Here is a 13,426-nt window from a genome sequence, read left to right as displayed (position 1 = left end):
CGTCGCGCGGCGTGAGCAACGGCTGGCGCGATGTTTATCCGACAAGGTGATGGTGAGAACAACAAAATGACCTTACACCCAACGCCCGACGACACGATCCTGAGCATCGAGAATGTCGCCAAAAGCTATGGCCCGGTCCGCGCCTTGCGCGGGGTGACCACGCAAATCCGTCGCGGCTCGATCCATGGGCTGCTGGGGGAAAACGGTGCGGGCAAATCCACGCTGGTGGGGATTATTTCCGGGCAGGTCATCCCCACCTCCGGGCAGATCCTCATGAACGGGCAGCCGCTCAAGCAGGTGGACGTCAAGGTGATGGAGCAGGCCGGGGTGTTCCTGGTGACCCAGGAGCCGATGATCATCGGCAACCTCACCGCCGCGGAAAACCTGATGCTCGGTATCTGGCCGACGCGCAATGGCCTGGTCGATTGGAAGCAGTTGAACGCGGACGCGGCGCGCATGCTCGACGGCTCCGGCATCGACCCCAAGGCGCTCGCGGGTCAGCTCGACGCCGTGGCGCGGCGCAAGCTGAACATCCTGCGGGCGATGTTTTCCGGAGGCAAGGTCATCATCCTCGATGAGCCAACCGCGTCACTGACCGTGGTCGACCGGCGCCAGTTGTTCGACTTCATGCTGCGCCTCAAAGGCGAGGGCGTGACCTTCATCTTCATCTCCCACTACAACGACGAGATCCTCGAAATCTGCGACGCGGTCACCGTGCTGCGCGACGGCGCCCTGGCGGGTACGCGTTCGGACATCACCGGGCTGACCTCCGAGCAGCTCACCGAACTGGTGATCGGCCACGGCGTGCAGCTGTTCCAGCGCAAGCGCCGTGACCACAACGGCAAGGCGCCGGCGATTTCCCTGCGCGGTGTGCGTGGCAAGTGGTTGGCGCTCGACAGCCTGGACATCGCGCCAGGTGAGGTGGTCGGGTTTACCGGGTTGCCCGGTGCCGGCGCGAAGGAAATGGCCCGGGCGATTTTCGGCCTGCACCCGGCCATCGGCACCCTGGCGATGAACGGCGAAGACGTGCGCCCACTGCCACGTTCCCCCAATGCGGCGTTCGAGGCGGGCATTGCCTACCTCTCCGACGACCGCCGCAAGGACGGCGCCGTGGGGCAGATGTCGATTGGCAGCAACATCGCCATGTCGTCCCTCGCCACGCGCAGCCGATTGGGGTTTATCGACGCCGACGCCGAAGCCTCGGTGATCAATCACTACTTCGCGGCAATGGGCGTGAAATCGCCCAATCCGGATTACTCGGTGAACACCCTCAGCGGCGGCAACCAGCAAAAGGTCTGCCTGGGCCGGGTGCTGGCGACCCAGCCACGCCTGTTGATGGTGGACGAGCCTACGCGGGGTATCGACATGGGCGTGAAGCAGGACGTGTTGCGCATCATCGACGAACTCAGTGATGCCGGCGTGGCGGTAATCATCGTGTCCAGCGACACCGATGAACTGGTGCGCGCGGTGGACCGGGTGTGCATCTTCGATCAGGGCACGATCAAGGAAACATTGACGGGAGAGGACATCAGCGTCGAGCGCATCCGCGCATCCGTACAAGGATCCAGCAGTTGAATAAGAAAAAGAGTGGAGACACGGGTATGAGTACTTTAGTGAAACCCGGCAACGGGGTAGCGCCTGCCGCAACCAAAATCAACGGCCCGGCCGTGCTGGGCTGGGTGCTGCACAACGTGGTGTGGATCTGGCTGATCGCGCTGGTGGCGGGCTTCGGCCTGTTCAACGAATTCTTCTTCACCCTGTTCAACCTGCAGAACGTGATGGTGCAAGCCACGGTGCTCGGTATGTTGGGGCTCGCGGTGGCGCTGCCGTTGCTGGTGGCGGAGATCGATTTGTCGATCCCGGCCAATGCCGGGTTCTCTTCGGCGGTGGGCGCACTGGCCTATTCCAGCTGGGGGTTGCCGTGGTACCTGGCCGTGATCATCGGCTTGCTGGTGGGCACTGCGATCGGCTTCTTCAACGGGCTGTGCATCACCCGGCTGAAAATGGTCTCGCTGATCGAAACCCTGGCGATGATGATCATTCTGCAAGGCGCGCTGCTGGCGCTGACCCAGGGCACCACGCTGACCAACATGGCTGACGGCTACATCTGGATCGGCCAAGTCACCCTCGGTGGCTGGCCGCTGATGCCGGTGGTGTTCCTGGTCGCGCTGGTGGTAATGGGCGTGGTGCTGCGCCGCACGGTGCTGGGTCGCTCGATCTACGCAGTGGGCGGCAACCCGATTGCGTCGAACTCGGCGGGTATCCGCGTGGACCGGGTCAAGATCATCACCTACACCATCTCCGGTTTTCTCGCGGCGGCGGCGGGCTTTCTGCTGGCGTCCTGGCAGATGGCGATCACCTCCAGCCAGGGTTCCAGCTACCTCTTGTATGCGATTGCCGCGCCGATCATCGGTGGCGTCAGCGTGTTCGGCGGGCGCGGTAACGTCAAAGGCGTACTGGGCGGCGTATTGTTGCTGACGGTGATCCAGGTCGGCCTGGCGATTGTGAATGTGCCGTCGTTTTATGTCGGCATGATCGGTGGCGTGATGATCTTTATCGCCGTGGCCATTGACGCTATCCGCGTGCGCTATTTCGGTTAATCCATTTCAACTTCGGGAAACGCCCATGTCTTTTACACCCCACGGCAAGCACCTGATCGCAGGCGTTTGGGTCGCCGGCGACAGCACCTTTTCCAACGCACCGACCCAGGGCCCGGCCCAGTGGTTTTCGGCAGGCAGCATCGAACTGGTGAACCGCGCCTGCGAGGCTGCGGAAGCGGCGTTCTGGAGCTTCGGTTATTCGAGCCGGGAGGCGCGGGCCGAATTGTTGAATGCCATCGCCGATGAAATCGAGGCGCGGGCGGCGATCATCACCACCGTGGGCGCGCTGGAAACCGGCCTGCCGGAAGGGCGCTTGCAAGGTGAGCGTGGGCGCACCGTGGGGCAGTTGCGATTGTTTGCGTCGCATATTCTGGCGGGGGATTACCTGGACCGTCGCCGCGATTTGCCGTTGCCCGATCGCCAGCCGCTGCCGCGCCCGGACATTCGCTTGATCCAGCGCCCGATCGGGCCGGTGGCGGTGTTTGGGGCGTCGAACTTCCCGCTGGCGTTCTCCACCGCAGGCGGTGACGTGGCGTCGGCGCTGGCTGCCGGTTGCCCGGTGGTGGTGAAGGGGCACGAGGCGCACCCTGGCACCAGCGAGATCGTGGCCGAGGCGATTCATGCGGCGATCAAGCAGTGCGACGTTCACCCGGGCGTCTTCAGCCTGGTGCACGGCGGTTCGCGGGCGGTGGGGCAACGGCTGGTGCAGCATCCGCTGATCAAGGCGGTGGGTTTCACCGGTTCGCTGGGGGCGGGCAGGGCGTTGTTTGATCTGTGTGCCAAGCGATTCGAGCCGATTCCGTTTTTTGGCGAGTTGGGTTCGGTGAACCCGATGTTCCTGATGCCCCATGCGGTGGCAGCGCGCGGGTTGGAGATTGCCAAGGGTTGGGCCGGTTCATTGACCATGGGCGCGGGGCAGTTCTGCACCAACCCTGGCGTGGCGGTGTTGGCTGAAGGTGAGGCGGCCAATGCGTTTATCGACGCGGCGGTCACCGCGTTGGCGCCGGTCGGCGCCCAGGTGATGCTGACCGAAGGCATTGCCGCCGCGTATCGCGATGGCCGTGAACGTGTGGCCAATGCCGTGGGTGTGCGTGAAGTGCTGTCCAACACCTGCGAGCCGCGCCAGGCGATGCCGTATCTGTTCGCCACCACGGGCCGCGAATGGCTGGCCAATGCGTCATTGGGTCATGAAGTGTTCGGCCCGTTGGGGCTGGTGGTAACGGTCAAGGATGGCGAGGAGATGCTGGAGGTTGCGCGTTCCCTGGAAGGCCAGCTGACTTGCACGGTTCATCTGGATGCAGAGGACAGCGCCGAGGTCAGCCGCTTGCTGCCGATTCTGGAGCGCAAGGCCGGGCGCATTCTTGCCAATGGCTTCCCGACCGGTGTGGAAGTGAGCGAGGCCATGGTGCATGGCGGGCCGTATCCGGCGTCGACCAACTTTGGCGCGACGTCGGTGGGCACGATGGCGATCCGCCGGTTCCTGCGGCCGGTGAGTTACCAGAACATCCCCGAGGCTCTATTGCCCGAAGACTTGCAGCAACACTAATCACTGTGGGAGCTGGCTTGCCGGCAATAGCGGTGGGTCAGGCGACCTCTCTATTGGCTGTGCCGTCGCCATCGCAGGCAAGCCAGCTCCTACAGTGGATCTTCGTCGCTGCACAAGTCCCCTGTGGGGCGCCATCCATCTGGGTTAGTGCCCATGACTGCGGCCCACATGTGAGTGCTCGGCCTCGCTGGCCGCGACACTCCCGCTGACTTCCAGACGCTGCAAAATCCCGCATTCCGGCCCGCCGCCACAGCGTTGGCGCAGGTCGAGCAATTGTTCCTGCAACGCCAGCAGCCCATCAATCCGCGCTTTCACGTGGTGGATGTGCTCGTCAATCAACGCATTCACGCTTTCGCACTGGTCCTGGGGGCTGTCGCGCAGGCCCAGCAGGCTGCGGATTTCTTCCAGGGTCATGTCGAGGCTGCGGCAGTTGCGGATAAAGATCAGCCGCTCGGTGTGCGCCTGGGTGTACACGCGGTAGTTGGCGTCTGTGCGGGCTGGCGGTGGCAGCAGGCCTTCTTTCTCGTAATACCGGATGGTTTCCACCTGACAGTCGGTCAGTTTGGCCAGTTCGCCGATCTTCATCGCAGCAATCTCCAAATGGGTGCTTGACCCTATAGTGGCTACAGGGTCTTTACTTGGCAACAGGCACCTTTACGGACGCGACAGAATGAGCGATTCCCTCCACACCCCACACAAGCACGACCACGGTCATGACCATGATCACGATCATGCCCCGAAGAAACTCACGCCTGTGCACAACCACGGCCACGGTGGCTCCTGCTGTTCCGGCACGCCAGCCCCTGCGGTGGTGCAGCTGAGCGAAGCCTCCACCGCTGGCTCGCGCCTGAGCACCTTCCGCATCGAAGCCATGGACTGCCCCACCGAGCAGACGCTGATCCAGAACAAACTGGGCAAGCTGGCCGGCGTGCAGCAACTGGAATTCAACCTGATCAACCGCATCCTCGGCGTCACCCATGACCTGCCGACTACAGCGCCGATCATCGACGCGATCAAATCCCTCGGCATGCAGGCTGACCCTATCGAGGAAGGCACCCCGGCCGCCGAGCCGCCTGCCAAGAAACACGGGTGGCCGCTGGCGGTGTCTGGCGTCGGCGCATTGGGCGCCGAAGTGCTGCACTTCACCAACGCCGCGCCGACATGGGTGATTGCAGTGGTGGCGCTGGTGTCGATCCTCAGCGGCGGTCTCACCACCTACAAAAAGGGCTGGATCGCCCTGAAAAACCTCAACCTGAACATCAATGCCCTGATGAGCATCGCCGTCACCGGCGCCGTGCTGATTGGCCAGTGGCCGGAAGCGGCCATGGTGATGTTCCTGTTTACCGTGGCCGAGCTGATCGAAGCCAAGTCCCTGGACCGTGCACGCAACGCCATCAGCGGCTTGATGCAGATGACACCCGAGCAGGCCACAGTTCGGCAGGCGGACGGTTCGTGGGCTGAACAGGACGTCAAAAGTATTGAGATTGGCGCGATCGTGAGGGTAAAGCCCGGCGAACGCATTGGCCTGGACGGTGAAGTCACCGCCGGCCAGTCCACCATCGACCAGGCGCCGATCACCGGCGAAAGCCTGCCGATTGAAAAGACCGTGGGCGATAAAGTCTTCGCCGGCACCATCAACCAGGCCGGCTCCCTGGAATACAAGGTGACGGCTGCGGCCAACAACTCCACCCTGGCGCGCATCATCCACGCCGTGGAGCAGGCCCAAGGCGCAAGGGCGCCGACCCAGCGCTTTGTCGACAGCTTCTCGAAGGTCTACACCCCGGCCGTGTTCCTGTTTGCCCTGGGCGTGGCAGTGATCCCGCCGCTGTTCATGGCCGGCGCCTGGTTTGACTGGATCTACCGCGCCCTCGTGCTGCTGGTGGTCGCGTGCCCTTGTGCACTGGTGATTTCCACCCCGGTGACCATCGTCAGCGGCCTGGCGGCAGCGGCGCGCAAAGGCATTCTGATCAAGGGCGGCGTGTACCTGGAGGGCGGTTACAAGCTTGATTATCTGGCCCTCGACAAGACCGGCACCATCACCCACGGCAAGCCGGTGCAAACCGACTACTTGCCTCTGTTCCCCAACGTCGAGGGCAGCGCGCCGGCCCTGGCCGCCAGTTTGGCCGGGCGGTCCGACCACCCGGTGTCCCTGGCCATCGCCAACGCGGCTGTGGATAAAAACCTGCCGACGCACGTTGTGGATAACTTCGAGGCCCTGGCCGGGCGGGGTGTGCGCGGCGATATCAATGGCCAGACCTACCACCTGGGCAACCATCGCCTGGTGGAAGACCTAGGCCTGTGCTCGCCGGCCCTGGAAGAAAAACTCTTCGCCCTGGAAAAACAAGGCAAGTCCGTGGTGTTGCTGCTCGACAAGTCCGGCCCGCTGGCGCTGTTCGCCGTGGCCGACACCGTCAAAGACAGCAGCCGCGAAGCCATCCAGCAGTTGCATGCGTTGGGGATCAAGACCCTGATGCTCACTGGCGACAACACCCACACTGCTCAGGCGATTGGCGCCCAGGTCGGCATCGATCAGGCCCAGGGCGATCTGTTGCCCACCGACAAACTGCAAGCCATTGAAACCCTCTACGGCCAAGGCCACCGCGTGGGCATGGTCGGCGACGGCATCAACGACGCGCCGGCCCTGGCCCGTGCCGAGATCGGCTTTGCCATGGCCGCAGCGGGCACCGACACCGCCATCGAGACCGCCGACGTGGCGTTGATGGACGATGATTTGCGCAAGATTCCGGCTTTCATTCGGCTCTCGCGGCAAACGTCGAGTATCCTCAAGCAGAACATCGCCCTGGCGCTGGTGATCAAGGCGATCTTCCTGGCGGTCACCTTCCTGGGCATGGCCACTATGTGGATGGCGGTGTTCGCCGACATGGGCGTGAGCCTGCTGGTGGTGTTCAATGGCCTGCGCCTGTTGCGCAAATAAACGATGAGAGGGTGGTGTGCTGAGTGCCGAGCTGAAGGCTTTTTTCATGGTCGCCCGCCTGGGCAGCATCACCCAGGCGGCGAAAAAACTCGGCTTGAGCCAGCCCACGGTCACCACCCAGATCCGCAACCTGGAAAGCCAATACGGCGTTGAGCTGTTCTACCGTGGCGGGCGCCGCCTCACCGTCAGTGACGACGGCGCGCGGCTGCTGCCGATGGTCAAGACGTTGTTGCAGCAGGAAGCGGATATCGAGTTTTTCCTGCGCAACACCGGCCAGGTGCAGGGCGCATTGAGGATTGCCGCGACGGCGCCGTATTACATCCTCGACCTGGTCAAAGCCTTCCGCGAACGCCTGCCCCACGTGGAGGTATCGGTGGAGATCGGCAACTCACAGCAGGTCCTCGAAGCACTGGACGATTACCGCGTCGACGTCGCCGCCTCGTCACAATTGCTCGAAGACCCGCGTCTGATCCGCCGCGTGCTCGGCACCGACCCGCTGGTGCTGGCGGTGCATCGCAACCACCCGCTGGCCAAGCTCGACCATGTGCCGCTCAGTGCGTTGGCCGGGCACACCTTGTTGATGCGCGAAGCCGGCTCCACCACGCGACGACTGACCGAAGAAATGTTGCAGGGCGCCGGTGTGAGTTATGGGCCGCTGCTGGAGATCGGCAGCCGCGAGTCGATCCGCGAGGCGGTGCTGCGCAATATCGGCATCAGCATCATTGCACGCCAGGAAGTGCCCCATGACCCGCAGTTGCGGGTGCTGACCATCGAGCATGCGCCGCAGATTCCGGAGTATCTGTACTGCCTCAAGGAGCGCAAAGGCGCACGGTTGCCGGCGGCGTTTCTGGGGTTGGCGCAGGAAATCGCTGGCTGTTGAAGATGTAAACCTCTCAGCTATATGCTCAGATTTATGGAGGTCTGCTGAGGTTTAGGAGTCAATTACGTTCTCAAGGTGTATAGATTTTCTGTCGTTACCAAGGTGCCGGGCTGTGTTATTTTGGTACGTGAATACTAATTTTATATTTTTTTGACTTTATTATGGTTTATATATGTTGAATGAGCAGATGATTAAAGCTGCAGTCATCGCGAAAATTCAGAACAAGGTCAGTAGTGGTGATGCGGTACTTATAAATGAGATGGTTTTTTCTCATGGTACTCGACGCGCTGACTTGGCGGTGGTTAATGAAAATCTCCATGCTTTCGAGATTAAAAGTGACTTGGATACGCTTCGTAGATTAGATGGACAGGTTTCAGATTATTCTTCGAGGTTCGACAAGCTAATTTTGGTTGTCTCTGGAAAGTTTGTCGAACATGCATTGCAAAGTAACGAGAAAATAGGTGTTTGGAAGGCGTCGTTGAATAGTAATGGAAAGGTCCAGCTTCGAGTGATTCGCCCAGGAAGAATTGAGCGGGTACGAAATATTAGTTTCTTGTGCGATTTTCTTTTGAAGTCCGAGTTGATAGAGCTGATAAGGGCTCACATGGGGTATACGAATCTTTCAAGGCTTTCTCGCGAAAGTTTGACTGAATTAGCTTCAGATATACCAATTTCAATAATTAGAGGTTTTGTACTCAGGGCAATAAAGGTGAGGTATGAAAAAACGAGCTCGTTATTTTTCGCTACATGCTCTGATGGTGTAGTGTTTCCTCACGAAATGGATAATCTTAGTCGTTCAAAGGTTCGACGAAAAGAGATGGAGAAGCTATTCAAATGCCCAAGAACACTGGGTGTGAATATTGAACGGCGAGAAATAAACTTGTCTAAGTTTTTTCCGAAAGGGGATATTCCTGAAAATATCCCCCGGTTTGTTTTGGTTCCATCCTAATATTAAAGTATCCAATCATCTTCGTTTTCTGGAATGCCAACTTTGAGGCGCTCCAGTTGGTAGTTTATATGTAGATTTACTCGTACGGAAATGGCTGTCACCGGCGCATTTATGGTATCACCAACTCGGCTAACCGTATTCTTTAACATCTGTGCCCCCCAGCTTTCGCTTTCAGCAATCTCGGGATGTTCTTTTAATAACACCGCTGCTGCATCTATGAACCCTTCACCTTTAGTCCGGGGGCGCCGCTCGAAAAACCAAAAGCCGTCGCTAGGTATATCTAAACGAGGCAGAAATACTCCTCCAAGGTCATCGTAAACTACTGAATGTATGGACGCGTGATCTCCATAAATTACTATGTCTGAACCAATTTCTTCGAATAATAGATTTTCTAAGATATCTACTTTTCCTGATGTTTCGCTTTTTTCATTTAAGAAAGGTGTTACCGATCTTGGGAAACTAGTGCCAGCTAGCACTCGTGGGACCTCTGGTACCTCTTCAACTATTGTATTGATTGTTTTTAGTATGCTTTCCAGTACGCCTGGTTTAATGTTTTTAGTTGAGATGTCTCTAATGAATCCAGCATCTATAATAATCAAGGATTTTTCGGGGTGCTCAAGGGCGTATAAAGAGTTTAGAGTGTGTTCCAAGTCCGTTTTAAAGTCTTTAATACGAAATACGGGAGGGCGCTGTAGACGCTCTAAGCTAAGTGCCTGCCTGACAATTTCACGCCCCTTTGCTCCTGGTGTGAATTGTACAGTAGGAATTATATTCTCGTTTTTTTCAACAAAATCAACCCAGTTTTTAAAGTTTTCCTCAGGGTTCATTAGGTCTCTTACAGCTTGGTTTTGATGTTGAAGCTCTCTCGTGAGATCAAGAATATAGTTTCGTTGACCTACACATTCGGTGATTTTCGCAATTGCTTTTTCACATCCGTCAGAGTTACGCCATTTTCCCAGAATTATCACCGGTGTAAGGCTGTCTTTTGATTTTTCGTCAAGATGTGAATAACCGCTGAGCTCAGCTTGTCGCGTACGAATTATCGGGTAATACTTAAAATCTTTAAAGTTAATGTTCATCGCTCATCCCTCCGTTCTGCTTGGCTCTCTAAGTGGGCTGCAAGTTTATTTCTGATCGTGTCTTTTAGAGGCTCTGGATTTATCATTGAGGAAAGAGAATTGGAAATGTTCCTATACGAAACAAGATCGTTTTGTTGGGATATTAGGTCGTTCTGATATTTTATAGATTCATTTTTGAATTTTATTGACTCGTCTTTAGCAAAAATTAAATCGGTCTCAAATTTTTCTAAAGCTCTAAATGCTGTAATGCTTAGAGCTAGGGTAATAACTGCAGACACGATCCATCCTGAGAGTGAAACAATATTGGCGTTACTCTCTGGAGATGTCAGATATATACTGATGGCAATGCTGGATAAACCGATAAGTAAACTGATCAATGAGACTACCCTGTCAACATTTTTTATCATTTTTGAGTCCACTTCAAAAGCGATTGATGCGGGATCGTAGCCGGTTTAGGTGTAAGTAAACAGGGGTAGGTCGTGTCCTGTGATGCTGCTTCTGTTTCGTGATCTTACAGGTGTTGCGTTACTCAGGTCTCTCTGAAGAAATATCGCCTACCCAAATCTACCAATACCACTATCGCCCCATTTTGCCTTCCTGCCACATCAGGGACGCATTGCCCTCCTAGCATGGCCTTCATCCGTTTGATGAGGTGCCACCATGAACACAGCCCTGACTAACCCCGGCGCGCCGATGACGGTGCGCGGTATCCAGAAGCGTTTCGGCGCCTTCACCGCCCTGGACAACGTTTCTCTGGACGTCGCTGCGGGCGAACTGGTGTGCCTACTGGGCCCGTCCGGCTGTGGCAAGACCACCTTGCTGCGCTGCATTGCCGGCCTGGAGCGCCAGGACGGCGGTGAGCTGCGCCTGGGCAACCGCGACGTGTCCCTGCTGCCGCCCCAGGCGCGGGACTACGGCATTCTGTTCCAGTCTTACGCGCTGTTTCCCAACCTCACCGTCGAAGCGAATATCGGCTACGGCCTCACTGGCAGCGGCCGCGATGAAGTGCGCAAGCGCGTCGGGCAGATGCTGGAGCTGGTCGGCCTGGTCGGCAGTGAAAAGAAATACCCCGGCCAACTCTCTGGCGGCCAGCAGCAACGCGTGGCCCTGGCCCGTGCGTTGGCGCCGGCCCCTTCGTTGTTGTTGCTGGATGAACCGATGTCGGCCCTCGACGCCCGCGTCCGCGAGCATTTGTGCACCGAATTGCGCCAACTGCAGCGCCGCCTGGGCATCACCACGTTGATGGTCACCCACAACCAGGACGAGGCCATGCTGATGGCCGACCGCATTGCCGTGATGAACAACGGCAAGGTCGAGCAGTACGCCACGCCCCAGGAAATCTACGACCGCCCGGCCACGCCGTTCGTGGCGGAGTTTGTGGGCCAGGGCAACTGGCTGCCGTTCAGCCGCAACAGTGCCAGCCACGCCCAGGTGGGTGGGATGAACATGCGCTTGGCCGACGACGCCGGCGTGGCCAAGTCCGGCCGCCTGTTCTGCCGCCCGGAAGCGATCAGCGTCAACCCGCCGGTGCATGAAGAGAACCTGTTCCCGGCCAAGGTCCGCGAGATCACCTTCCTCGGCAATCGTTGCCGCATGAGCTTTGAGCTGGAGCAGTTGCCCGGCCACCCATTGCTGGCCGAGTTGGCGCCGGAAGCCATGCCGCGCCTGGGTGCGCAGGATATCTGGGTGGCCTTGCCGCCACGCAGCCTGCAGGTGTTTGCCTGAGATGGCCACTGTCATGACGCAGCCACGACAGGTGACCCGTGCCGAAACCGGCGACCGTATTTTCGTGGTCGGCGGCAAACTGCTGTGGCTGGTGCTGCTGGGCATCGCCGTGTTGCTGCCCTTGCTGGCGATCTTCTGGCGCGGTTTCAGCAGTGAAGCCGGGCAGGGCGGTGGCTTGGTGGCGGCGCGGGAACTGGTGACCAGCGACAACTTCCACTGGCTGCTGGGCAATAGCCTGAAAGTCTCCCTCAGCGTGGCGGCGATTGTCGTACCGCTGGCCTACCTGTTTGCCTACGCCCTGCAACGCACGCTGATTCCCGGCAAGGCGATCTGGCGTGGCATGTCGCTGCTGCCACTGATGGCGCCGTCGATGTTGCCAGGCATTGCGCTGGTCTACCTGTTCGGTAACCAGGGCATGCTGCGTGGCTTGCTCTCGGACAATATCTACGGCTTCTGGGGCATTGTTCTCGGCGAAGTGATCTACACCTTCCCACACGCCTTGATGATCCTGCTGTCGGCGCTGTCCCTGGCGGATGCGCGCCTGTTCGACGCTGCCTCCAGCATGGGCGCCAGTCCGGCGCGGGCGTTTCGCAGCATCACGTGGCCGGCGACGCGCCAGGCGGTGTTCGCTGCGTTCTGCCTGGTGTTCACCCTGACCATCACCGATTTTGGCGTGCCCGTTGTCGTCGGCGGAGATTATCAAGTGCTGGCGCTGGAAGCCTACAAGGCGGTGGTCGGCCAGCAACAGTTCGGGCGTGGTGCGCTGATCGGCATGGTGTTGCTGTTGCCGGCGCTGTTCAGCTTTGGGGTGGACGCCTGGCTGCGCCGCCGTCATGGCGACTCGATGAGCGGCCGTGCCCAGGTGTTCCAGCCGGCGCCCTCGCGGCTGCGCGACGGCTGCTACCTGGCCATCGTGTTGTTGATTTGCGCGGTGTTGCTGCTGGTGTTCGGCATGGCGGTGTATTCCTCGCTGGTGAAGTTCTGGCCGTACAACCTGTCGCTGTCCCTCAACCACTACCAGTTCGAAGACACCGCGGGCGGCGGTTGGCTGGCCTATCGCAACAGCTTGACCCTGGCGCTGTGCACGGCGTTGATCGGCAGCGTGCTGATCTTCACCGGTGCTTACCTGATGGAAAAGACCAAGGGCCAGAAAGGCCTCAACCTGGCGCTGCGCATGCTCAGCTTCGTGCCGATGGCTGTGCCGGGCCTGGTGCTGGGCCTGGGCTACGTGTTCTTTTTCAACCTCAATGGCAACCCGCTGCATGTGTTCTACGGGACCATGACGCTGTTGGTGGTGTGCACCATTGCGCATTATCTGACCACTGCACAGATGACTGCCACTACGGCCCTGCGCCAACTGGACGCCGAGTTCGAAGCCGCCGCGCTGTCCCTCAAGGCGCCGCTGTACCGCCACTACCTGCGCGTGACCGTGCCGATCTGCCTGCCGGCGTTGCTGGACATCGTGCGCTACCTGTTTGTATCGGCCATGACCACTGTGTCGGCTGCGATCTTCCTCTACAGCCCCGACACCATCCTCGCCGCCGTCGCCGTGTTGAACATGGACGATGCCGGCAACGTGGGCGGTGCGGCGGCCATGTCGACCCTGATCCTGTTCACTTCAGCCGGCGTCTCGCTGCTGCTGGCGTGGGCTTCACGTGGCGCACTGCGTCGCTCCCAAGCCTGGCGCCAGACCGCGCCCGGCCAATAATCCC

The 13,426-nt window shown here is 59.2% G+C and carries 11 protein-coding genes; 8 read left to right on the top strand and 3 right to left on the bottom strand.

Annotated features, from left to right (window positions below):
* Positions 1 to 66: 66 nt before the first annotated feature.
* From M2394_RS09210 to M2394_RS09200, 3 genes are read left to right on the top strand one after another with little or no spacing between them, the layout of a single operon-like run.
* Positions 67 to 1,575, top strand: coding sequence for a sugar ABC transporter ATP-binding protein (locus M2394_RS09210; RefSeq protein WP_256732829.1), 1,509 nt, complete (start codon positions 67 to 69; stop codon positions 1,573 to 1,575).
* Between the two features lie 26 nt (positions 1,576 to 1,601).
* Entirely contained in the window at positions 1,602 to 2,600 is a 999-nt protein-coding gene (locus M2394_RS09205; protein ID WP_178920002.1) for an ABC transporter permease, read from the top strand.
* A gap of 25 nt (positions 2,601 to 2,625) precedes the next feature.
* A complete protein-coding gene (locus M2394_RS09200; RefSeq protein ID WP_259172289.1) occupies positions 2,626 to 4,146 on the top strand; it encodes an aldehyde dehydrogenase (NADP(+)) in 1,521 nt (506 codons plus the stop codon).
* 144 nt (positions 4,147 to 4,290) lie between these two features.
* Here the strand turns inward: M2394_RS09200 and cadR are convergent, their stop codons facing one another.
* Complete coding sequence (cadR, locus tag M2394_RS09195) at positions 4,291 to 4,731, bottom strand: Cd(II)/Pb(II)-responsive transcriptional regulator (RefSeq protein ID WP_178920004.1); 441 nt, start codon at positions 4,729 to 4,731, stop codon at positions 4,291 to 4,293.
* Between the two features lie 85 nt (positions 4,732 to 4,816).
* On the opposite strand from cadR, the gene M2394_RS09190 reads away from it, so the two are divergent.
* From M2394_RS09190 to M2394_RS09180, 3 genes are all read left to right on the top strand, one after another.
* Positions 4,817 to 7,081 carry a heavy metal translocating P-type ATPase gene (locus M2394_RS09190; RefSeq protein ID WP_259172287.1) on the top strand — a complete coding sequence of 755 codons (2,265 nt, stop codon included), beginning with the start codon at positions 4,817 to 4,819 and terminating at the stop codon, positions 7,079 to 7,081.
* A gap of 16 nt (positions 7,082 to 7,097) precedes the next feature.
* Positions 7,098 to 7,961: a LysR family transcriptional regulator gene (locus M2394_RS09185; protein ID WP_259172285.1), complete on the top strand. Its 864-nt coding sequence runs from the start codon at positions 7,098 to 7,100 to the stop codon at positions 7,959 to 7,961.
* 172 nt (positions 7,962 to 8,133) lie between these two features.
* Entirely contained in the window at positions 8,134 to 8,910 is a 777-nt protein-coding gene (locus tag M2394_RS09180; RefSeq protein ID WP_259172284.1) for a sce7726 family protein, read from the top strand.
* Positions 8,911 to 8,912: 2 nt separating this feature from the next.
* Here the strand turns inward: M2394_RS09180 and M2394_RS09175 are convergent, their stop codons facing one another.
* Positions 8,913 to 9,989 carry a beta family protein gene (locus tag M2394_RS09175; protein ID WP_259172283.1) on the bottom strand — a complete coding sequence of 359 codons (1,077 nt, stop codon included), beginning with the start codon at positions 9,987 to 9,989 and terminating at the stop codon, positions 8,913 to 8,915.
* Positions 9,986 to 10,267: a hypothetical protein gene (locus M2394_RS09170; protein WP_259172281.1), complete on the bottom strand. Its 282-nt coding sequence runs from the start codon at positions 10,265 to 10,267 to the stop codon at positions 9,986 to 9,988. Before M2394_RS09170 ends, M2394_RS09175 begins: the two co-directional genes overlap by 4 nt.
* 382 nt (positions 10,268 to 10,649) lie before the next feature.
* On the opposite strand from M2394_RS09170, the gene M2394_RS09165 reads away from it, so the two are divergent.
* Positions 10,650 to 11,714: a putative 2-aminoethylphosphonate ABC transporter ATP-binding protein gene (locus M2394_RS09165; protein ID WP_259172280.1), complete on the top strand. Its 1,065-nt coding sequence runs from the start codon at positions 10,650 to 10,652 to the stop codon at positions 11,712 to 11,714.
* 1 nt (position 11,715) lies between these two features.
* On the top strand, positions 11,716 to 13,422 hold the full coding sequence (locus M2394_RS09160) for a putative 2-aminoethylphosphonate ABC transporter permease subunit (protein WP_259172278.1): 1,707 nt from the start codon (positions 11,716 to 11,718) through the stop codon (positions 13,420 to 13,422).
* The last annotated feature ends 4 nt before the right edge of the window (positions 13,423 to 13,426 follow it).

Origin of the sequence: Pseudomonas sp. BIGb0164 (genome assembly GCF_024810135.1) — a bacterium.
GTDB lineage: Bacteria > Pseudomonadota > Gammaproteobacteria > Pseudomonadales > Pseudomonadaceae > Aquipseudomonas.
This window is presented reverse-complemented; position numbering and strand designations above follow the sequence as displayed.

Bases quoted from the DNA above. Each gene is read 5' to 3' on its own strand.
- M2394_RS09210 (WP_256732829.1), top strand. From the start codon at position 67: ATGACCTTACACCCAACGCCCGACGACACGATCCTGAGCATCGAGAAT.
- M2394_RS09205 (WP_178920002.1), top strand. From the start codon at position 1,602: ATGAGTACTTTAGTGAAACCCGGCAACGGGGTAGCGCCTGCCGCAACC.
- M2394_RS09200 (WP_259172289.1), top strand. From the start codon at position 2,626: ATGTCTTTTACACCCCACGGCAAGCACCTGATCGCAGGCGTTTGGGTC.
- cadR (WP_178920004.1), bottom strand. From the start codon at position 4,731: ATGAAGATCGGCGAACTGGCCAAACTGACCGACTGTCAGGTGGAAACC.
- M2394_RS09190 (WP_259172287.1), top strand. From the start codon at position 4,817: ATGAGCGATTCCCTCCACACCCCACACAAGCACGACCACGGTCATGAC.
- M2394_RS09180 (WP_259172284.1), top strand. From the start codon at position 8,134: ATGTTGAATGAGCAGATGATTAAAGCTGCAGTCATCGCGAAAATTCAG.
- M2394_RS09175 (WP_259172283.1), bottom strand. From the start codon at position 9,989: ATGAACATTAACTTTAAAGATTTTAAGTATTACCCGATAATTCGTACG.
- M2394_RS09165 (WP_259172280.1), top strand. From the start codon at position 10,650: ATGAACACAGCCCTGACTAACCCCGGCGCGCCGATGACGGTGCGCGGT.
- M2394_RS09160 (WP_259172278.1), top strand. From the start codon at position 11,716: ATGGCCACTGTCATGACGCAGCCACGACAGGTGACCCGTGCCGAAACC.